This is a genomic window from Mycobacterium stomatepiae (genome assembly GCF_010731715.1).
In the GTDB taxonomy this organism is placed as follows: Bacteria; Actinomycetota; Actinomycetes; order Mycobacteriales; family Mycobacteriaceae; genus Mycobacterium; species Mycobacterium stomatepiae.
In genome coordinates, this window is record NZ_AP022587.1 from 3,651,531 (window position 1) to 3,671,060 (window position 19,530).

The following is a 19,530-nucleotide window of genomic DNA, read 5'->3' on the forward strand; positions in this document are numbered from 1 at the left end:
GCCCGATGACGCGCCCCGATCCCGATCCGACGACGCCGCTATGGCGTGCGGCGCAGGTATTTCGGCTGCTGAGTTGCCTTTACGCGCTGGGCTTCCAGATCGCCATCAATCCAGACCTGCGCCGGCCCGCGCTGGGCTGGGTGCTGTTCGCGGTGCTGATCGGCTGGAGCGCGGCCTGCGCGATCGCCTACTTGCGCGGGTTCGGCCGAAAGCCGGCGTGGGTGGTCGCCGAGCTCGTGATCGTCGTGGCCCTGATGTGGTCCAACAGGGTCATCACGTTCGAGCACTGGGCGTCGGAAAACCAGACCTGGCCGACGACGTTGTGGGCCAGCAATCCCACCATCTCGGCCGCGATCCAGTTGGGCCCGGTTCGCGGGATGTTGACCGGTCTGGTGGTGATGGCCACCAATTTCGCCGTCAAGAACTACTTCGACCTCAACATGACGCACAACGCCTCGATCATCATCGAACTGGCGATCGGCATGGCGATCGGACTGGCCGCCCAAACCGCGCGACGCGCCCACGCCGACCTGCAACGCGCCGCGCAACTGTCCGCCGCGGTTCAAGAGCGCGAGCGGCTGTCGCGCGAGGTGCACGACGGCGCCATCCAAGTGCTGGCGCTGGTCGCCAAGCGCGGCCACGAAATCGGCGGACCCACAGCAGAATTGGCTGACCTCGCCAGCGAGCAGGAACGCGCGCGACGGCGCTGGGTCACCTCCACCGGCATCGACGAGTACGGGGACCGCGCCACGATCGACCTGCGCACGCTGCTGCGCCACCGCGAATCCGATCGCGTATCGCTGAGCTTGCCGGGGACGCCGGTGACCCTGCCCCGCCGGGTGGCCGCAGAGCTGGCCGCCGCCGTGGGCAACGCGCTGGACAACGTGAGCGCGCATGCGGGCGCGGGCGCCCACGCGTTCGTGCTGCTGGAAGATCTGGGCGATTCCGTCACGGTCAGCGTGCGCGACGACGGTGTGGGTATCGCCGACGGCCGGCTGCAAGAAGCCGCCGAGCAGGGGCGCCTGGGGATCTCGAAATCGATTGTGGGACGGCTGGAGTCGCTGGGCGGCAGCGCGCTGCTGCGCAGCGGTGCGGGTGAGGGCACCGAATGGGAGCTGTCCGTGCCGCGCGACGGGGGGACCAAATGACCGACGACACTGCGGCAACGGTGATGGTGGTCGACGACCACCCGATCTGGCGTGACGCCGTTGCCCGCGACCTTGCCGACGACGGATTCGACGTCGTCGCCACCGCCGACAGCGTGGCCGCCGCCCGGCGCCGGGCGGCCGTGGTCAAGCCGGACGTGGTGGTGATGGACATGCGCCTGTCCGACGGCGACGGTGCGCAGGCGACGGCCGAGGTGCTGGCGGTCTCACCCGAGACTCGGGTGCTGGTGCTGTCGGCCTCGGACGAACGAGACGACGTCCTGGAGGCCGTCAAGGCCGGCGCCACCGGCTACCTGGTCAAGAGCGCCTCGAAAGCCGAACTGGCCGAGGCCGTCGCGGCCACCGCCGCAGGGCGGGCCGTGTTCACCCCCAGCCTGGCCGGACTGGTGCTGGGCGAATACCGCCGTATCGCCCAGAGCAAGAACACCGGGCCGGCCGGCCCCAGCTTGACCGAGCGCGAGACCGAGGTGTTGCGCCACGTGGCTAAAGGACTGTCGGCTAAGCAAATCGCCGAACGCCTGTCGTTGAGCCACCGCACCGTCGAAAACCACATCCAGGCGACCTTCCGAAAGCTGCAAGTCGCCAACCGCGTGGAGCTGACCCGCTACGCCATCGAACACGGCCTCGACGGCGGCTCCTAAGCCTGATACGGCTTAGGAGCCGAAAGACTCAGGGCCACAGTCGATATCGTGGTCAGCAGCGCGTAAGCGAAGACGCTCCACGACACCGCATCGGTGGGCAGCCCGGCCATCTCCTTGCCGAACACCAGTGGGGCCGAGACGATATGCGTCACCAGCAGTAAGCCTGCCAGCAATCCCGACACGGATGCCACCAGGCTGAACCAGACGCCGGCACGGCGGCGGCACATTAGCAGGACCGCGCCGACGAACAAGCCCGCAGCCGCGACGGCTTCGAGCAACCCCACGACGAGCAATCCCATCCCGGTCGGTGCCGCGAGCAGTAGTGGCGACAAGAACCCAAGGCCGCGAACCAGTTTCGTCAATTCGAGGTCGCAGGCGACAAAGCCCAGTCCGTTGACTGCGGCCCCGGCGAGGCAGAGCAGTGCGATCGCGACCGTCGCGGCCGACTGCGGCAGGGACTTCACGGCCGCGCCCGACCGGCCGCGGCGAGTGCCCGAGCGCCCAGCAGGGCGGTCACCATCGTCGCGACGCACATCAGTCCATTGTCCTTGAGGCCCCACTTGATCGACGCCAGCGTCGCCACGCCCGCTATGCACAGCAGCAGCCCGGCGGCCAGACCCCGGCCGACCGAGGTGATCACCGCAGCGCCGTCCCAGCCGGCCAGCGGGTTGTTCTCCAGCGGCCGCAGCACCAGGAACAGCACCGCCACCATCGCGGCCATCAGGAGCGGTTGCATCACGCTAATGGCGAGGTAGTCCGGCTGGCCGGGGTAGCGCGGATGACCGGTCAGGTCGAACAGCAGGTGCATGCCGAGTAGCGCGGGCATGTGCCACAGGTACAGCGTCATCGCACCGGAGTTGCCGAGCGCGGTCCACCACCACACGCGTGGCCGCTGCGCCCATCGGGTGATCGCGGGCATCGCGGCGATCGCCAACGCGCTCAGCACGATTGCGTGCCCGGCCTGCAGCAGCGACGGCGGGCTGGTGTTGGAAAGACCGTGATGCCCGGTGCCGACCAGACTGACTTCGTACGGACCCAAGCACACCAGGGCGAGGTCGACCGCGAACGCGACCGCCGCTGTTACCAGTGCGGCACGCCCGGTGAGCAGCCCGCGTCGGTAAGCGACGCCGAACATGGCCGGGATCAGCCAAACCGCCATGTTGAGATACCCCAGCGCCGACGCTGCGGGCCAGTGCAGTCGGGTGACGTCGATCAGGGCGATCGTCGCGTAGACCGCACCCACCCCCGCGACTAAACGGGTGCGGGTGGTGATCCGGGCCAGGGCCGGCATCGCGGCCAACACCAGCACGTAGGCACCCAGGAACCACAGCAGCTGAATACTGACGCCGGCGATGGGCTCGTAGATGTGCTGGGGCAGAAAAGGATACAGCAGGGTGAGCGCGACCGCCCAGAACCCGAGATAGTAGAAGACCGGCCGGAACAGCCTGGTGCAACGTTTCATCAGCCAGCCGCCCCAGTTGGTGCCGGGCCGCCAGGACAACAGGCTCGCCGCGGCACCGGCGAAGAAGAACAGCGGCATGATCTGGAGGACCCAGGTGAGAGCCTGAAACACCACCGAGGTGGTCAGCAGGTTGTCCCAGATGAGCACGTGGTTACGGATGACGCTGATCGCCATCACGGTATGACCGGTCACGACGCCGATCAGGGACACGATGCGGATGACGTCCAGGGCGCGGTCGCGGTCGGCCGGGGTTTGGGCGGCCAGTTCGGCGGGGGTGGGAAGTGGTTGCACCCACAAAGCATCGCGAGCAGCGGGCGCCGAAACCCGTGCAGTTCTACGCGTTAAGCCTGAGTAGTTCTACTCAAACCGCTACGACCCGAGCGGGGATTCCGTGCGGATCGACTCGTCGCGGATCAGGCCGCGCAGCAGCGCGGTGCTGAACTCGGCGGCGATTTCCTTGGCGCTGCGCCGTCCGTCGGGACGCAGCCACCGATAGGCCCCCAGCGTCATACCGATGTAGCCCAGCGCCACCACGTGGGTGTCGCATTCGAAGAACTCGCCGCTGGCGATGCCGCGGCCGATCAGGCCGTGCACATGCTCGTAGACCTGGGATTCTTTCTCCCGGACCTCGGCGACCTGCTCCTCGGTGAACCACTCGGTGATGTAGGGCGCCTCCTGGAAGTACACCGCAGCACCCTCAGGGTTCCCGGCGATGTTGGTCAGCAGCCGGACGGTGTATTGGTAGAGCGCCTCGCGGGCCGTCCAGGACGGATCGTCGTGAACAGCTTGCAAGGTGCTCTCGGCGGCCTGGCGGTAGATGTCGAACAGGATCAGCGACTTGCTGGCGTAGTAGTGGTAGACCGTGGCCTTATTCAGGCCGATGACGTCAGCGACGTCGTCCATCCGGGTGCCGTGGTAGCCGCGAGCGGCGAACAGCTTGGTGGCAACGGCCAGCAACTCCTCGCGGCGCGTCAACCCGTTGCGGGTGATGCTCTCGGATGACATCTCTACTCACTATCGTCGCTGCAGGCGGGGCCGCATGGGTAAGGTTTGCGGCCCGGTCTAGGCAAAGTACCAATCAACTGGTTGAACAGTTTAGAGGTATCGATCCCTGTCACACCGGCGCGGATGCGACTAGACTGGAAAACTCGAACTAGTCGCGAGTACAGAGGTGGGGCGATGGATCCGAGTCCGGATTACGACGGCAGCGACAAAATCGAATTCTTCATGAAGTACTTCACCTGGGGCCTGCGCGGGGTTCAGGACGGAAACGGTTACCCGCCGCCCGCCTACCCACCCGTCTAGACGGACTTTTTCGCGTCCCGAACAAATTGCGGTTCCGCCCGCCCAGCCGACGCACGCGGCTCAATGTCGAATTACAGAATCGCTTTGCGCTGCACACTAATTGGGCCCACGTGTGGTCGTCCCGATAACGCCGGTTTTCATCGTGCGGCCGCGCGGTTTGGGCTGCGGTCCCGATGCCGCACCACCTCGCCGAAACTAGCGTGAGGACGATGGACCCCAGTCCGGACTACGACGCCAGCGACGAAATCGAATTTTTCATGAAGTACCTGACCTGGGGCTTGCGCGGGGTCGAAAACGGCCAGGGGTACCCACCACCGGCGTATCCGCCGGTGTAGCGCCGGTTAGCCGCGGTAGGCGACGTCGAGGCGTTTGACGCCGTTGATCCAGCCCGATCGGAGTCGTTGCGGTTCGGCGAGCTTGGTGATGTCGGGTAATTGCTCGGCGAGCTCGTCGAAAATCAACTTGATCTCCATGCGGGCCAAATTGGCGCCGATGCAGAAGTGCACCCCATTGCCGCCGAAACTCAGGTGCGGGTTAGGATTGTGCAAGACGTCGAATTGGAACGGGTTGTCGAAGACGTCTTCGTCGAAGTTGGCCGAGCTGTAAAACAGCCCCACCCGCTGACCTTCCCGCACGGTGACGCCGCCCAGTTCGACGTCGGTAAGGGCGGTGCGCTGAAAACAATGCACGGGGCTGGCCCAGCGGATGATCTCGTCAACCGCGGTGGCCGGCCGCTCCCGCTTGAACAGCTCCCATTGTTCCGGGTTGTCCAGAAACGCGTTCATCCCATGTGTCATGGCGTTGCGAGTGGTTTCGTTGCCGGCCACGGCCAGCAGGATGACGAAGAACGCGAATTCGACGTCGCCCAGCGCATCCCCGTCGATGTCGGCTTGGATCAGGCGCGTGACGATGTCGTCGGCCGGGCAGCGGCGCCGCTCGTCGGCCATGTTGTAGGCGTAGGCCATCAGCTCGGCATTGGCGGTGGTCGGGTCGGCGTCGAAGTCCGGGTCATCGGTGTTCATGATCGCGTTGGTCCAGTCGAACAACTTCGCACGATCCACCTCCGGCACCCCAATCAGGTCGGCGATCGCCAGCAGGGGCAGCTTCATCGCGATGTCGTCGACGAAGTCGCCGTCGCCCTTGAGCGCGGCGGTGCGCACGATCTCCTTCGCCGCCCCGGCCAGCTTCTCCTCGAGCCCGCCGATCGCACGCGGGGTGAAGAGCCGTGACACCAGCTTGCGCAGCCGGGTGTGCTCGGGCGCGTCGTCGTTGATCAGCAAGGCCTTGGTCAGCTCGAGCTGGTCAGCGGTGACCCCTTCGGGCAGGCGCATGACCGCGCCCTTGCGGTTGGTCGACCACAGGTGGCTGTCTCTGGAGACGGCCTTGACGTCCTCGTGGCGGCTGATCACCCAATAGCCGCCGTCGTCGAAGACCGATTCGGGCTGCGCGTTCCACCAGGCCGGCGCCGTGCGGCGCAGCTCGGCGAATTGGGTGACCGGAAGGCCCGCCAGCAATACGTCGGGATCGGTGAAATCGAAATTCTCTCCGAACGGACACGTCGTCATTGTCATGTCGTCTCCTTTGATCGTGACGCCGATCATACATCCAATTGCAAGACGTATGACCTGCCACGGACGCGCGCGTCGGATATCGTCGCGGTGTGCGGACCCGCGGATGGGGCGGCAGCGTGCCGGCCAGCGACGAGGAGGCGGTGGCGCGCATCCTATCCGCCACCCGCCAAACCATCGACGAGCGCGGCGATCAGATCACGTTGGCCGATGTCGCGCGCACGCTGAACGTGACCCGGCAGACGATCTATCACTACTTCGCCTCGACCGACGAGCTACTCCAGGCGACCGCGCTAAGCGCGACCGCCGATTTCATGGACCACCTCGCGACGGCGCTGAACGGGATGACCGAACCCGCGGCCGCGCTGATCGAGGGCATCTGCCTGACCTTGGAACGCTTGCCGAAAGACCCCTACATCGGCCTCTTGCTGCGGGTGTCGCGCACCGGGGCCTTCGCCGAACAGGTCACCGTGACCAACGAGACCGCCCGCGTGCTGGGCCGCTCGATCTTGGACCGCCTCGACGTCGACTGGTCCGCATACGCTCCCCAGGCGATCGAAGACATCCTGCAGATCGTGTTGCGCACGTTGCAGTCGTTCATCCTGTCTCCGCCAACCGCGGACGGCACGGAATTGCGCCGGCTGCTCGGCATATGGATCGGCCCCGTCGTCGCGGCGCTGCCACGCCGCTAGAGCGCCTTGAGCTCCTCGGCCACCGCGGTCACCGACTTCTTCGCGTCGCCGAACAGCATGCTGGTGCCCTCGCCGTAGAACAGCGGGTTGTCGATTCCGGCAAACCCCGAGTTCATCGATCGCTTCAGCACGATCACCGACTTGGCCTTGTCCACGTTGAGAATTGGCATGCCGTAGATCGGGCTGGAGGCGTCGTTGCGGGCGGCCGGGTTGGTGACGTCGTTGGCGCCGATGACGATCGCGACGTCGGTGCGCGAGAACTCGTCGTTGATGTCGTCCATGTCCTTCATGGCGTCGTAATCCACCTCGGCCTCGGCCAGCAGCACGTTCATGTGGCCGGGCATCCGGCCGGCGACCGGGTGAATCGCGTACTTCACCGTCACACCCTTGTTCTCCAGCAGCGACGCCATGCCCTTGACGGCATGCTGGGCCTGCGCGACGGCCAGGCCGTAGCCCGGCACCACGATCACCTGGTTGGCGTAGGCCATCTGAATCGCGGCGTCGGCGGCCGAGGTCGCCTTCACCGTCTTATCGCCGCCGCCATCACCGGAAGGCGCCACGCCGCCCCCGCCGAAACCGCCGGCGACGATCGCGGGAATGGACCGGTTCATCGCCTTGGCCATCAGGTTGGTCAGGATCGATCCGGACGCGCCGACGATCATGCCGGCCACGATCATCGCGGTGTTGTTCAGCGCCAAACCGGCTGCGGCAGCAGACAATCCGGTCATCGCGTTCAGCAGCGAGATGACTACCGGCATGTCGGCACCACCAATCGGCAGCACCACCATCAGACCCAGCACGCCGGCGGCGGCCAGCAGGCCGATCATCCACCACAGCGGTGCTCCCCCGCTGCCCGGATGCGCATGCAGGCCGATGACCACGGCGGCGGCCACGGCCGCAATCAACAGCAACAGGTTGACTGGCTGCTGCAGACGGCCGAAGCCGATCGGCGATCCGGAGATGATTTCCTGCAACTTGCCGAACGCGATGATCGAACCCCAGAACGAGATCGACCCGATGATCGCGGCGAACAACGACGCCACCACGATGTGCACAGTCGGCGATTCGCCGTGCTGAAATGCCGAAAAGCCGCTGGTCTCAATGAACTCCGCCAGCGCGATCAGCGCGACCGTGCCACCGCCGACGCCGTTGAAGAACGCCACCAACTGCGGCATGGCGGTCATCTTGGTCATCCGCGCCGGGGGTACACCCAGCGCAACGCCCACCACCAGACCGGCGATGATCCATACCCACTGGCCCGTGTCACGGATCTTGACCAGCGTCGCCCCCACCGCCAGGGCCATGCCCACCGCGGCGATTAGGTTGCCGCGCACCGCTGTCTTGGGCCCGGTCAAGCCCATCAAGCCATAAATGAAGAGTGCGAAGGAAATGATGTAGAGGCCGATCACCAAGTAGTTCATTTGGCGGCAGGCTCCTCGTTATTGGCTTGCGGGGCAGCCTTTTTGCCCTTGAACATGCCGAGCATCCGGTCGGTGACGATGAAGCCGCCGATGACGTTCAGTGTTCCGAACACCACCGCGACGAACAAGATGATCTGCACCGCCAACGACGGGTGCTCGACCTCGCCGAACACCACCAGCGCACCGAGCACCACAATGCCGTGGATCGCGTTGGTGCCCGACATCAGCGGGGTGTGCAGCGTGTTGGGCACCTTGGAGATCACCGCGAATCCGACGAATCCGGACAACACCAGAATCGCGAGGTTCGCGAAAAGTTCGTCGTACATCTAAGAGTCCTCACGATCTTTTTGACGCGTTACGCATGATGCCGCGATGATTTCGTCGTCGAAGTCCGGGGCCAGCTTTCCGTCGGTGACCAGCAGGTCCAGCAGCGCGGTGATGTTCTTGCTGTAGAGCTCGCTAGCGTGCTCGGGCATCGTCGCCGGCAGGTTTAGCGGCGAGGCGATCGTGACGTCGTGCTTGACCACCGTGCGCCCGGGCTCGGTCAGCTCGCAGTTGCCCCCGGTTTCCCCGGCGAGGTCGACCACCACGCTGCCCGGCTTCATCGCCTCGACCGCGGCGGCGGTGACCAGACGCGGCGCGGGCCGGCCCGGGACCAGCGCCGTGGTGATCACGACGTCGAATCCGCTGATGGCCTTCTCCAGGGCCTGCTGCTGTTGTTCGCGTTCGGAGTCGGTGAGCTCGCGGGCATATCCGCCCTCACCGGCCGCGTCGATGCCGACGTCGAGCCACTGCGCCCCGACCGAACGCACCTGGTCGGCGACCTCCGGGCGCACGTCGTAACCGGTGGTGCGGCCACCGAGCCGCTTGGCCGTCGCCAACGCCTGCAGCCCGGCCACACCCACCCCGAGCACCAGCACCGTGGCCGGCTTCACCGTGCCCGCCGCGGTGGTCAGCATCGGGAAGAACCGCGTCGACTCCGACGCGGCCAGTAGCACGGCCTTGTAGCCGGACACGTTGCCCTGTGACGACAACGCATCCATCGCCTGCGCCCGTGAGATCCGCGGAATGGCCTCCAGCGCGAACGCCTGCACACCGGCGGCCTTGAGCGCGCCGATCGAGTTCTCCGCGTTGCGTGGCGCCAGGAAGCCGATCAGCGTCTGCCCGCTGCGCAGCTTGCCCACCTCGTCGGCGGTCGGCGGCGCGACCTTGACCACGACATCGGCGGACCATGCGTCCCCGATCGTGGCGCCGGCCGCGGTGTAGAGCTCGTCGGGAAGCAACGCGCGCGCCCCGGCACCGGCCTCGACCACCACCGCCACACCGCTGCTCACCAGGGAAGCGACCGCCTTCGGGACCAGAGCGACACGGCGCTCATCGGTCCCGGATTCAGCAACCACCCCGATCTTGACCGCGTCGGCCTGCGCATCTGTCATGGCGCGTACATCTACTTTCCTTAGCTCAGCTGCCTTAATGCGAACCTTGTTGAGTTGAACACCCTAGCGGCCGCTACCAAAGCGGTATGTCTTGGCCGTGTTCCGACGCAGGCCGGGGCCCGAAGTGGCGTCGTTCCGATTCGTCGATTTTTATGTCGTTGATACTGGCCTCGCGCCGCGCCATCAATCCGGACGGCGAGAATTCCCACAGTTCGTTGCCGTAGCTGCGGTACCACTGGCCGGTGTCGTCGTGGCACTCGTACTGAAACCGCACGGCGATCCGGTTCTCGTGGAAGTCCCAGAGCACCTTGCGCAGGGAGTAGTCGAGTTCGCGCTGCCACTTGCGGGTGAGGAACGCCACGATCTCGGCCCGGCCGACCACGTGTTCGCCGCGGTTTCGCCAATGCGAGTCGGGCGTGTAAGCCAGGCTGACTTTTTCGGGATCGCAGGTGTTCCAGGCGTCCTCGGCGGCCTGGACCTTCTGCAGCGCCGTCTCGAGGGTGAACGGGGGAAACGGGGGGCGGGATTCGGCGGCATCGCTCATGAGTTCATCGTGCTCCACAACGAGCCGAGGCGTGTCGTCGAGACTGAAACCTCGCAGATCCACCACGGCGTGTCGTCCGCGTAGTTTCAGTGTCGCGTCGGTGGCCTGGAAGCGAAGCGTTTGTCCCGCCAGAGCCGCCCTTCCACACGTGTCCTATCGTGGCGGTCATGGACTTCGCGATGTCGGCTAAGGCCTCCGACTACCACAAGCGGTTGTCCGACTTCATGACTGAGTATGTCTTTCCGGCTGAGGCCGCCTACGACAACTACCGCCACGAGGCCGGCCCCGATGACCACACCGTTCCGCCCGTCATCGAGGAACTCAAGACCAAGGCCAAGGCGCAGGGCCTGTGGAACTTGTTTCTGCCGGCCGAGTCCGGGTTGACCAACCTGGAGTACGCCCCACTGGCCGAGCTGACCGGTTGGAGCCTCGAGCTCGCACCCGAGGCGGTCAACTGCGCGGCGCCCGACACCGGGAACATGGAGACCCTGCACCTGTTCGCGACCGAGGAGCAGCGCAAGGAGTGGCTGGAGCCCTTGCTGGCCGGCGAGATCCGCAGCGCCTTCTCGATGACCGAGCCCGCGGTCGCCAGCAGCGACGCCCGCAACATCCAGACGTCCATCGTGCGCGACGGCGCCGACTACGTCATCAACGGCCGCAAGTGGTGGACCTCGGGCGCGTCGGACCCGCGCTGCAAGATCTTGATCGTGATGGGCCGCACCAACCCCGAGGCGGCCAGCCACCAGCAGCAGTCGATGGTCCTGGTGCCGATGGACACCCCGGGTGTGACGGTGGTGCGCTCGACGCCGGTGTTCGGCTGGCAGGACCAGCACGGGCATTGCGAAATCAACTACGGCAACGTCCGCGTTCCGGCCACCAACCTGCTCGGCGAGGAGGGCGGCGGCTTCGCGATCGCCCAGGCCCGGCTCGGACCGGGCCGCATCCATCACTGCATGCGCGCGCTCGGTGGGGCCGAACGCGCGCTGGCACTGATGGTGCACCGCGCGAACACCCGGATCGCGTTCGGCCGCCCACTTGCCGATCAGGGTCTGGTGCAGCAAGCAATTGCCCAGTCCCGCAACGAAATCGACCAGGCCAGGCTGCTCTGCGAGAAGGCGGCATGGACCATCGACCAGCACGGCAACAAGGCCGCCCACCTGCTGGTGTCGCAGATCAAGGCGGTGGCGCCGCAGGTGGCGTGCGACGTCATCGACCGGGCAATCCAGGTGCACGGGGCCGCCGGCGTCAGCGACGACACGGTGCTCGCCCGCCTCTACGGCTGGCATCGCGCGATGCGAATCTTCGACGGACCCGACGAAGTGCACATGCGGACCATCGCGCGTTCCGAAATCGGCCGGGAGCAATCGACTTTCGCCGCGGCGGTGACCCCGCATGACTAATGCCCTGCGAGAACTGTCGGGGAGCTGGAACTTTCGCGATGTCGCCGACGGCACGCCCGCGCTTCGGCCCGGGCGGCTGTTCCGGTCCGGCGAGCTGAGTCGGCTCGACGACGGCGGCCGGGCCACGTTGCGCGAGTCCGGCATCACCGATGTCGTCGACCTGCGGGCAACACGCGAAGTCGCCCGCCGCGGGCCGGAATTGGTTCCCGACGGCGTGGAAATCCATCTGCTGCCGTTTCCCGACCTCGGCGACGAGGTGTCCAACGACGATGCGGCGCCCCACGAAACCGCGTTTCGGCGGCTGTTCGAGGGCGATCCCGACCAAACGGACGAGCAAGTCAACGCGGCTGCCATCCGCCACATGACGAACGAATACCAATAGTTCCCGTCCCGCAGCGGGGCGCAACGCGCTGTGCGGCATGTCTTTTCGTTGCTGGCAGCCGGACGCCCGGTGCTTACGCACTGCTTCGCCGGAAAGGACCGCACCGGTTTCGTGACGGCTACGGTGCTAGAAGCGGTCGGTATCGATCGCGACACCATCGTCGCCGACTACTTACGCAGCAACGCCGCCGTACCGCAACTGCGCGACCTCATCTACCAGATGATCCAGCACCGCTCCGATGTCGAGCTGACCCCGGAGGTCGTCACGTTCACCAAGGCGCGGCTGGCCGACGGCGTGCTCGGCGTACGCGCGGAGTACCTGGACGCCGCGCGTCAGGCGATCGATGAGAAGTACGGCTCGCTGGACGATTACCTGCGCGACGCCGGCGTCACCCGGGCGGACGTGGACCGTCTGCGCACCGAACTGCTCGCCTAATCCGCTCCTCAGCCCCGATCAGGGCTTCCGCAGGGTGAACTGGTTGAGGTCGGTATAGCCCTTGCGGAAGAGGTTCGCGCAGCCGGTGAGGTAGCGCATGTAGGTCTCGTAGACCTCTTCGGACTGAATCGCGATGGCCTCCTCCTTGCGTGCCGAGAGGTTCGCGGCCCAGACATCCAAAGTCTTTGCGTAATGCCGCTGCAGCGACTGACGACGCTTGAGCTTGAAGCCGGCCTTCGCCGAGAACTCCTTGACCATGTCGATGGTCGGCAGGTAGCCGCCGGGGAAGATCACCGTCTTCATGAAGTCGCTGAACTCGACGATCGCCGGAGTCAGCGGCAAGCCCGACGCGATGATCTCCCGCTCCGAGAGCACGGTGATGGTGTGCAGCAGGAACGTGCCACCGGCAGGCAACAGCTCGTACGCCCGCTCGAAGAAGGCGGTGTAACGGTCGCAGCCGACATGCTCGAGCGGGCCGATCGCCACGATCCGGTCCACCGGCTCGTGAAAGCGCTCCCAGCCCTCGAGCAGCGCCCGCTTGGACCGCGGGCTGTCCAGCTCGTCGAGCGTCTTCTGCGCGTAGGCGGCCTGGTTCTTGGACAGCGTCAAGCCAACGACGTTGACGTCGTATTTCTCGATGGCTCGCAGCATGGCGGCGCCCCAGCCGCAGCCGAGGTCTAGCAGGGTCATCCCGGGTCGCAAGTCCAGCTTGCCAAGCGAGAGGTCTATCTTGGCGATCTGCGCCTCTTCCAGGGTCATGTCGTCGCCGCCAAGCCAGTAGGCGCACGTGTACATCTGGGTGCGGTCGAGGAACAAGCGGAAGAAGTCGTCCGAGAGGTCGTAGTGCGCCTGCACATCTTCGAAATGCGGCGTCAGCCCTTCGGCCGTGTTCGTCCCGTCAGCCATGTCCGTGATGCCTTTCCCTGGACCTCGCCGGCGTGTTGTGCCAGGCAGGACGTCGAGTGGTCCAGTCGCTGTGCGGCTCGGGGTCCACTGTAAGGCGAATCCGGTTGGAGCGCCTCGCAGAAGGGCAGTGTGCTACCGGCGTTGTAGTCAGCCCAGTTTGAAATTGGCCTGCTTCGCGGCGGACAGATCGGTGATCTGATCCCACTGCGCGGCGACATCGTCGACCGTCGGCGGCTTGTCGAAGGTGACGCCCTCGTTCTGGAACAGCGCGGCGCGCTGCACCTTCCCGCCGCCGACGATGAAAATCGAAGCGCTGTTGGGGTTTTCCTCGGTGCACAAGTAGGACACCACCGGCGCAACGTATTCCGGGGTGAGCTTCTCGAGCACCTCGGGCGGCAGGATGTCCTGCGTCATGCGGGTCGCCGCGATCGGGGCGACGGCGTTGGCGTGGATGTTGTACTTGGCCCCTTCGAGTGCCAGGCTGTTGATCAGGCCGACCAGCCCGAGCTTGGCCGCGCCGTAGTTGGTCTGGCCGAAGTTGCCGAACAGCCCGCTGGTGGAGGTGGCGACGACCACCCGGCCGTAGCTCTGCTCGCGGAAGTGCGGCCACGCCGCGCGGATCACGTTGTAGCCGCCGTACAGGTGCACCTTGAGCACCGAGTCCCAGTTCTCGAACGACATCTTGTGGAAGGTGCCGTCACGCAGGATGCCGGCGTTGCTCACGACGCCGTCGATCTTGCCGAACTCGTCGATCGCCGTCTTGATGATGTTCTCGGCGCCCTCGGGCTCGGCCACGCTGTCGTAGTTGGCGGCGGCCCGGCCACCGGCGTCCTTGATCTCCTTGACGACCTCGTCGGCCATGTTGTGGCCGGCACCGGTGCCGTCGCGGGCTCCGCCGAGGTCATTGACGACGACGCTGGCGCCCTCCTTGGCCAGCGTGAGCGCATACTCGCGCCCCAGTCCTCCGCCGGCTCCGGTGACGACGATGACGCGATCCTGCGCTCCGGGCATCAGGTTCCTCTCTGCAATTGACCAACGGCCGTGGACGACCCCCGAGCTAGTGTGTCAAAACAGCTTCCGGGCCATCTTCAGGGCCCGGTCCGTGTACGGCGGGTAGGTGAAGCTGGACAGGTCGGGGCGGGTCGGTTTGGTCAACACCGACTTGCGGTGGCTGAACTCTTCGAAGCCCCACTTGCCGTGGTAGGCACCCATGCCCGATGCGCCGACCCCGCCGAACGGCAGCTTGGCCGTCGACACCTGGAAGGCCATGTGGTTGACCAGCATGCCGCCGGCGGGAACTTCCTGGATCACCTTCTCGCGCACCTCGCGCGACTTGGTGAACAGGTACGCCGACAATGGCTTGGGCCGCGCATTGACGAAACGTATTGCGTCGTCCAGGGATTGGACGGTGATCACCGGCAACAGCGGTCCGAAGATCTCGTTGGTCATCAGCGGGCCGGCCACGTCGGGATCGACGACCACGGTCGGTTCGATGCGTAGGGTCGACGGGTCGCAGCCGCCGCCGACGGTGGTCTTGCCGCTCGCGTCCTTGAGATAACCGCTGAGTCGGTCGAACTGGCGCTGATTGGCCACCCGCATGCCGGTCGGGCCCTCCGAGCGAAACTTCGTGATGGCGGCGCCGATCTTGCTGACGAGTTCGTCACGGATCGTCGCGTCGGCCAGCACGTAGTCGGGCGCCACGCAGGTCTGCCCACCATTGAGGACTTTGATCCACGCGATCCGCTTGGCCGCGACGTCCACATCGGCGTCGGCCGCCACGATCACCGGGCTCTTGCCGCCGAGTTCGAGCGTGCACGGGGTCAGGTGCGGCGCCGCGCCTTCGTAGACCTTGCGGCCGATCTCGGTGCCGCCGGTGAACATCACCCGGTCCAGGCCCCGCGCGATCAGCTCCTGGCTGACCGCGCCGTCGCCTTCGATCACCGCGATCGCATCGTTGTCGAGGTAGCGCGGGACCAGCTCGGCCATCACCCGCGACGACGCGGCCGCGATTTCCGAGGGCTTGAGCACCACGGCATTTCCGGCGGCGATCGCACCGACCGCCGGACCCAGGGTCAGGTAGAACGGGTAATTCCAGGCGCCGATGATCAGCACGGTGCCGTAGGGCTCATACTGGATCCAGCCGCGACCGGGAAGCTGCGCCGCTTCGAGCAGCGCGTACTTGCGTCGCGTCCACTTGCGCACCTTCTTGGCGGCGTACTTGGCTTCGGCGACAGTGCCCGCGACGTCGCCGATGAACGCCTCGAACGGGTGGCGGTCCAGGTCTTCAGCGAGCGCGGCGTTGATCGCCGTCTCGTTCTCCTCCATCAACCGCGCCAACGCCAGCAGCTGGCGCTTGCGCCACTCGACGTCGCGGGTGTGCCCGGTGGCGAAGGTCTGACGCAGCCGGGCCACCGTCGCGGGGATATCGGCGGGTCGAGCCGCCTGCGACGTTGACGAAGCCCCGTTGGTGGACTCGGACGTATTGCGTGCAACCGATTCGGTAGTCATCGCTGTCTTCCCCTCTCGCACGTTCCCGGAGGTACCCACGACTGTGCGCGCGGACACATACGGGCGACAAGGGCGATCCTAACCATCCGGTTGGGTGGGAAGTAAAGACGCGTCGGATTGGGACAGTGGCGCAGGTCAATTACTTGACGCAGGGAACGCTTGTTGCCGTCATCTGGCTGAGGTCGGTCGGCGCGGGAGCGCGATCGCCGCTGCCCGTGGCGGCCACGGTGTTCACTTGCCCGGACTGTTGGGGCTCGAGCGCGACTCCCGGATGGGTGAGGTAGTCGCCCGCGGGAAACTGCTTTCCCACCGTGAGCCGAACGGTTCCGGGGGCGACTGCGCCGTTGCCGGTCGCCGGGACGTGCAGCTGGTCGGCCAACGCCTGAGCGCCCTGCTCGGCTCCTTGGCCGTATTCGATCAGGCTGTCGTCGGCCGGGACCGCGGCGGTCGTCGCGCTGCCTCGGGTGTAACCGCGGGCGGCGAAGGCCTCCTCGATCGCGCCGGCCAGGCCGTCGCGCGAAGTGGCGTTGACAACGTCGAGGATCACCGGCTGCGTCAGCGGCGGCGCCGACGGCGTGGTCGGTGATGCGGCATCGACCACGGCCGGTGCATCGGAGTAGAAGCGCTCGTGCACGATGCGCCGGATGGTCGGCAGGTCGACGACGTTGATGTCGGACCCGTTCGGATCCTTGCCGAAGCCGGAGATGGGCAGGGTGTAGAGCGACAGTGGCCGGTCGCTGAGGCTCGACGCTCGCGAGGCCAGGTCCATGAGATTCAGCCCGGAATCGACGGCGACGTTGTCCTGGGCGACCTGAAGTATTTTTCGCAGCCCGCTCAAGCTCGACAGCGCGCCGCCGTTGCGCGCGGCGTTGACCAACGATACCAGAAACGCCTGCTGTCGCCGGGTGCGGTCGAAATCGGTGAAGGAGCCGTCTTCTTCGTCGCGTCGCTGCCGCACGAAAGCCATCGCGTCGGCGGCATCGATGCGCTGAACCCCTTGATGGAAGTCCGCACCCGAATAGCTGTCACGCGTATCACCGTTGAGACACACCGTGATCGGCTCGACTGCCTTGGCGATTTGGAAGAAGGCACCAAGCGTGACCTCGACGAAGTGATCGACCGAGATGCCGAGGAAGTCGTCGAGCGCGCTGATTTCGGCCTTGCGGCCGGCTTCGCGCGCAGTCTGCTCGCGCACCGCCAGGTTGGTTGCGCCCGCGCCGTCCGAGTTGCCGGATGCCTGCGCATTCAACGATTGCTGGTAGGCCAATCCGTAGGCCTGCTTGATCTTGCCCACGCAGACCGATCCCGGACAGCCCGGCAACTCCGCGTAGTCGTCGCGGGGAATCGACACCGCGGTAACCGGCCCGTCGCCCGCCGAAATGTGCACCACGATCAGCACATTCGCGTTGTAGCCGCCGGAGCTCTCGTCGCCGGCGTGCAGGGCGTCGTAGACATCCTGCGGTAGCGGTCGGCCGTTCTGGTCCAGCCGGCTGTCCAGGCCCATCAGCAGGATGTTCTGCTCACCGCTCAGCGACGTCGACGCGTTGGGGAGCGCGTGGGAGATGATGATTTTGCCCAGGGCCGTGTGGTAACTCGTCCACCCCATACCGGTGATTGCGATGACGGAAGCCGATGCGACGGCGGCGAAGAACCGCCCCTTCATCAGCACCCAGCGCTGCGATTGAACCGATCCGCCGCTGCCCATAATGACTGAACATTGTTCCCGACGAGCTGGCGAAATCGCGGTAACGCAACCGCGGGCCGACTGCCGGATCCGGGTGCGTGTTGGTCAGCCTTTGGTTGCGGTCACGAAGCTGTTCGCGAACGGCCGGTCTTCGTTTTGCGGCTCCCGACCCAGGCGGGTGGCCTCCTCGCGGGCGTTGACCGTGCGGACGGTCCAGCCGTGCGCGGCGAACCAGTCGCCGCAGTCGGGCCGGCCCTCGTCTTCGAACCAGAGGTCGAACGGGTTGAACGAGGTGTCTTGGCCGCGCGCCGCGCGCTTGGCCTTTAGCTCGGCCCACCGTTGTTCGGCTTCCCGGCGCTTGTCCGCGTCGACCCCGAAATTCTCGACGGCCACCCGGCTGCCGGGACCGCTCAACGCGTCGATCGAGGCGAACAGCGCTTCCTGCGCGGCCGCCGGCAGAAACGGCAGCAGCCCCTCCGCCAGCCAGGCCGTCGGGCGGCTCGGGTCGTAGCCGGCTTCCCGCAGCGCCTTGGGCCAATCGTGGCGCAGGTCGACGGGAACCGGCCGCCGCTCGGCCAGCGGCGTCGAGCCGTCGAGCGTCTCTGCCTTGTACTCCAGGACTTTGGGCAGGTCGATTTCGTAGACGGTGGTTCCGGCGGGCCAGTCCAACCGGTACGCGCGCGAATCCAGTCCGGCGGCCACGATCACCGCCTGGCGGATGCCGGTGGCGGCCGCGTCGGCGAAGTACGCGTCGAAGAAGTGCGTGCGCACCGCCTGGTAGTTGATCATCTCCTGGGCGCGAAGCGCGCCGTCGGGATCGTCGTCCTCGGCGCCGGCCCACCAGGCCGCCACCTGTTCGCGAACGCCCTCGAGGGCGGGCGTCGAGACCAGCGGCTCCGCGAACTCGTCGCGGATCAGCGGATCCGCGCTGGCGGTCTCGGCGGCACGGGCCAGCGCGACCATCACCGCGGTCGCCCCGACGCTAGTGGCGATGTCCCAGGAGTCGTCCGCGGTACGTGGCATCTACAGACGCTCCCCGATCACGAAGTCGGAGAAGGCGTCCTTGTCGTCGTCCAGCTCGACGCTGGCGACCCTGCGGCCCACGCGGTCCATCTCGTCGAGCGAATTCTGCGCGGTGGCGCGCCAGCCGTGGTGGTTGAGCCACTCGGCGACGTCGGCGCGGTTCTCGTCGCGGTACATCAGTTCGCCGACGTCGACGCTCTGCTCAATGCCGATCTCGTCGGCCACCTTCTTGAACCGTTCCCGCATCTGCGCACGCCGCTCGCCGGAGTGCGTGGGTGCGGTTTCGGCCGAGACGCGGCTGCCCGCCGGGCTCAGCTCGCCGATCTGGGTGAACAGCTTGTCCTGCGCCTCGGCGGGCAGGTACATCAGCAGTCCCTCGGCCAGCCACGCGGTGCGCTGAGCCGGGTCGAAGCCGGCGGCACGCAGCGCGGCCGGCCAGCCTTCACGCAGGTCGATGGCCACCTCGCGGCGATCAGCGGACGGGACGGCACCGCTTTGGGCCAGCGTGGAGGATTTGTACTCCAGCACCTGGGGCTGGTCGATTTCGTAGACGGTGGTACCGGCCGGCCAGTCCAGCCGGTAGGCCCGCGAGTCCAGTCCGGACGCGAGGATCACGATCTGGCGGATCCCGGCGGCGACGGCGTCGGCGAAGTACGCGTCGAAGAAATGCGTCCGCACCGCCTGGTAGCCGCGCATATGGCGGATCCGAGCGGCGGACTCCTCGTCGATGGCTTCGATCTTGGCCACGACTTCCGGGTCGAGCATGGCCTCCCAGATGATCTCGGCCCCGGCGTTGTTCACCAGCAGCCGGGCGTAGGGGTCGTGGATCAGCGCGTCGGGCTGCTCGGTTTCGATGGCCCGGGCGGCGGCCACCATGACGGCGGTGCTGCCGACGCTGGTCTTGATGTCCCAGGTGTCGTCGTGTGTGCGAAGTGAACTCATCGGCGGTGCTCCAGG

20 protein-coding genes and 1 pseudogene are annotated in these 19,530 nt (G+C 66.4%); 7 read left to right on the forward strand and 14 right to left on the reverse strand.

The window, feature by feature from the left end; genetic code table 11:
* The first annotated feature begins 5 nt into the window (after positions 1 to 5).
* Both macS and G6N54_RS17200 read left to right on the forward strand, forming a co-directional pair.
* A complete protein-coding gene (macS, locus tag G6N54_RS17195; protein ID WP_232072862.1) occupies positions 6 to 1,148 on the forward strand; it encodes a MacS family sensor histidine kinase in 1,143 nt (380 codons plus the stop codon).
* Positions 1,145 to 1,807, forward strand: coding sequence for a response regulator (locus G6N54_RS17200; protein ID WP_163791153.1), 663 nt, complete (start codon positions 1,145 to 1,147; stop codon positions 1,805 to 1,807). The genes macS and G6N54_RS17200 overlap by 4 nt, the downstream gene beginning before the upstream one ends.
* Here G6N54_RS17200 and G6N54_RS17205 read toward each other — a convergent pair.
* The 3 genes from G6N54_RS17205 to G6N54_RS17215 all read right to left on the reverse strand — a co-directional run bounded on the left by G6N54_RS17205 (position 1,804) and on the right by G6N54_RS17215 (position 4,274).
* Positions 1,804 to 2,271, reverse strand: a complete 468-nt coding sequence (locus G6N54_RS17205; RefSeq protein ID WP_163791154.1) for a hypothetical protein — start codon at positions 2,269 to 2,271, stop codon at positions 1,804 to 1,806. The genes G6N54_RS17200 and G6N54_RS17205 overlap by 4 nt on opposite strands.
* Complete coding sequence (locus tag G6N54_RS17210; protein WP_179969079.1) at positions 2,268 to 3,560, reverse strand: acyltransferase family protein; 1,293 nt, start codon at positions 3,558 to 3,560, stop codon at positions 2,268 to 2,270. Before G6N54_RS17210 ends, G6N54_RS17205 begins: the two co-directional genes overlap by 4 nt.
* A 78-nt stretch (positions 3,561 to 3,638) precedes the next feature.
* Positions 3,639 to 4,274 (reverse strand): TetR/AcrR family transcriptional regulator, encoded by a 636-nt coding sequence (locus tag G6N54_RS17215; RefSeq protein WP_163791156.1) that lies wholly within the window; start codon positions 4,272 to 4,274, stop codon positions 3,639 to 3,641.
* A gap of 174 nt (positions 4,275 to 4,448) precedes the next feature.
* On the opposite strand from G6N54_RS17215, the gene G6N54_RS17220 reads away from it, so the two are divergent.
* On the forward strand, positions 4,449 to 4,574 hold the full coding sequence (locus tag G6N54_RS17220; protein WP_163791157.1) for a hypothetical protein: 126 nt from the start codon (positions 4,449 to 4,451) through the stop codon (positions 4,572 to 4,574).
* 209 nt (positions 4,575 to 4,783) lie between these two features.
* Positions 4,784 to 4,909 (forward strand): hypothetical protein, encoded by a 126-nt coding sequence (locus G6N54_RS17225; RefSeq protein ID WP_139826856.1) that lies wholly within the window; start codon positions 4,784 to 4,786, stop codon positions 4,907 to 4,909.
* Between the two features lie 6 nt (positions 4,910 to 4,915).
* Here the strand turns inward: G6N54_RS17225 and G6N54_RS17230 are convergent, their stop codons facing one another.
* Entirely contained in the window at positions 4,916 to 6,145 is a 1,230-nt protein-coding gene (locus G6N54_RS17230; protein WP_170313057.1) for a cytochrome P450, read from the reverse strand.
* An 89-nt stretch (positions 6,146 to 6,234) separates the two neighbouring features.
* Between G6N54_RS17230 and G6N54_RS17235 the strand changes: the two genes are divergently transcribed.
* A complete protein-coding gene (locus G6N54_RS17235) occupies positions 6,235 to 6,834 on the forward strand; it encodes a TetR/AcrR family transcriptional regulator (RefSeq protein ID WP_163791158.1) in 600 nt (199 codons plus the stop codon).
* Here G6N54_RS17235 and G6N54_RS17240 read toward each other — a convergent pair.
* The 4 genes from G6N54_RS17240 to G6N54_RS17255 all read right to left on the reverse strand — a co-directional run bounded on the left by G6N54_RS17240 (position 6,831) and on the right by G6N54_RS17255 (position 10,235).
* The gene (locus tag G6N54_RS17240) at positions 6,831 to 8,255 is read right to left on the reverse strand and encodes an NAD(P)(+) transhydrogenase (Re/Si-specific) subunit beta (RefSeq protein WP_163791159.1); all 1,425 of its coding nucleotides are present in this window, start codon (positions 8,253 to 8,255) and stop codon (positions 6,831 to 6,833) included. The genes G6N54_RS17235 and G6N54_RS17240 overlap by 4 nt on opposite strands.
* Entirely contained in the window at positions 8,252 to 8,581 is a 330-nt protein-coding gene (locus G6N54_RS17245) for an NAD(P) transhydrogenase subunit alpha (RefSeq protein ID WP_163791160.1), read from the reverse strand. Before G6N54_RS17245 ends, G6N54_RS17240 begins: the two co-directional genes overlap by 4 nt.
* Positions 8,582 to 9,691 carry a Re/Si-specific NAD(P)(+) transhydrogenase subunit alpha gene (locus G6N54_RS17250; protein WP_163791161.1) on the reverse strand — a complete coding sequence of 370 codons (1,110 nt, stop codon included), beginning with the start codon at positions 9,689 to 9,691 and terminating at the stop codon, positions 8,582 to 8,584. It abuts the gene before it with no gap.
* A 73-nt stretch (positions 9,692 to 9,764) separates the two neighbouring features.
* Positions 9,765 to 10,235 carry a nuclear transport factor 2 family protein gene (locus G6N54_RS17255; protein WP_163791162.1) on the reverse strand — a complete coding sequence of 157 codons (471 nt, stop codon included), beginning with the start codon at positions 10,233 to 10,235 and terminating at the stop codon, positions 9,765 to 9,767.
* A gap of 179 nt (positions 10,236 to 10,414) precedes the next feature.
* Here G6N54_RS17255 and G6N54_RS17260 point away from each other — a divergent pair, with 179 nt between their 5' ends.
* Together G6N54_RS17260 and G6N54_RS17265 are read left to right on the forward strand one after the other, a co-directional pair.
* On the forward strand, positions 10,415 to 11,635 hold the full coding sequence (locus G6N54_RS17260; protein ID WP_163794797.1) for an acyl-CoA dehydrogenase family protein: 1,221 nt from the start codon (positions 10,415 to 10,417) through the stop codon (positions 11,633 to 11,635).
* Positions 11,628 to 12,452 (forward strand): annotated as a pseudogene (locus tag G6N54_RS17265) (tyrosine-protein phosphatase). The gene G6N54_RS17260 and the pseudogene G6N54_RS17265 overlap by 8 nt, the downstream one beginning before the upstream one ends.
* 18 nt (positions 12,453 to 12,470) lie before the next feature.
* Here G6N54_RS17265 and G6N54_RS17270 read toward each other — a convergent pair.
* The 6 genes from G6N54_RS17270 to G6N54_RS17295 all read right to left on the reverse strand — a co-directional run bounded on the left by G6N54_RS17270 (position 12,471) and on the right by G6N54_RS17295 (position 19,515).
* On the reverse strand, positions 12,471 to 13,358 hold the full coding sequence (locus G6N54_RS17270; RefSeq protein WP_163791163.1) for a cyclopropane mycolic acid synthase family methyltransferase: 888 nt from the start codon (positions 13,356 to 13,358) through the stop codon (positions 12,471 to 12,473).
* A 147-nt stretch (positions 13,359 to 13,505) separates the two neighbouring features.
* On the reverse strand, positions 13,506 to 14,369 hold the full coding sequence (locus G6N54_RS17275) for an SDR family oxidoreductase (protein WP_163791164.1): 864 nt from the start codon (positions 14,367 to 14,369) through the stop codon (positions 13,506 to 13,508).
* A gap of 54 nt (positions 14,370 to 14,423) precedes the next feature.
* Positions 14,424 to 15,866 (reverse strand): aldehyde dehydrogenase family protein, encoded by a 1,443-nt coding sequence (locus G6N54_RS17280; RefSeq protein WP_163791165.1) that lies wholly within the window; start codon positions 15,864 to 15,866, stop codon positions 14,424 to 14,426.
* A 139-nt stretch (positions 15,867 to 16,005) separates the two neighbouring features.
* The gene (locus G6N54_RS17285; RefSeq protein ID WP_163791166.1) at positions 16,006 to 17,571 is read right to left on the reverse strand and encodes an LCP family protein; all 1,566 of its coding nucleotides are present in this window, start codon (positions 17,569 to 17,571) and stop codon (positions 16,006 to 16,008) included.
* 84 nt (positions 17,572 to 17,655) lie between these two features.
* Complete coding sequence (locus G6N54_RS17290; protein ID WP_163791167.1) at positions 17,656 to 18,573, reverse strand: SAM-dependent methyltransferase; 918 nt, start codon at positions 18,571 to 18,573, stop codon at positions 17,656 to 17,658.
* Positions 18,574 to 19,515 carry a class I SAM-dependent methyltransferase gene (locus G6N54_RS17295; protein WP_163791168.1) on the reverse strand — a complete coding sequence of 314 codons (942 nt, stop codon included), beginning with the start codon at positions 19,513 to 19,515 and terminating at the stop codon, positions 18,574 to 18,576. It lies immediately after the preceding gene.
* Between the last annotated feature and the right edge of the window lie 15 nt (positions 19,516 to 19,530).